The 463-nt window shown below is 62.4% G+C and carries 1 protein-coding gene; it reads left to right on the top strand.

The features are described 5' to 3' along the window. Positions 1-463 (top strand): condensation domain-containing protein (locus ACODSO_RS29260; protein WP_489040094.1); only part of this gene is annotated, 463 nt, incomplete at both ends.

Raw genomic sequence — 463 nt, 5'->3', positions numbered from 1 at the left:
GATGGTTCCGTTGTCGTTGGCGCAGCAGCGGATGTGGTTCCTCAACCGCTTCGACCAGAGTTCGGCCGCATACAACGTGCCGGTGGCAATTCGGTTGACGGGTGCACTGGACGTCGCTGCGGTACAGGCAGCCGTGTCGGACGTAATTTCTCGGCACGAGTCTCTCCGCACGATGTACCCCGAGACCGACAACGGCCCGATACAGCTCGTCGTCCCGGTGGAGCGCGTCGTACCCGACGTTCGGATCATCGACGTCGAACTGTCGGACGTCGAAGATCGTGTCCGTGAGCTGGCGTCGACGTCGTTCGATGTCACGACGGAGATTCCCCTGCGCGTGCGCCTGTTCACCTTGTCTGCGACCGAGCACGTCTTGGCGCTCGTGGTCCATCATATTTCCGCAGACGGATCGTCGATGGGGCCGCTCACCCGCGATGTGATGATCGCGTATGCGGCGCGTTCGGCT

The sequence above is a fragment of the Rhodococcus sp. FG69 genome (assembly GCF_057808915.1).
The sequence above is the reverse complement of the archived record's forward strand: the minus strand, read 5'-3'. Positions and strand labels throughout refer to the sequence as shown.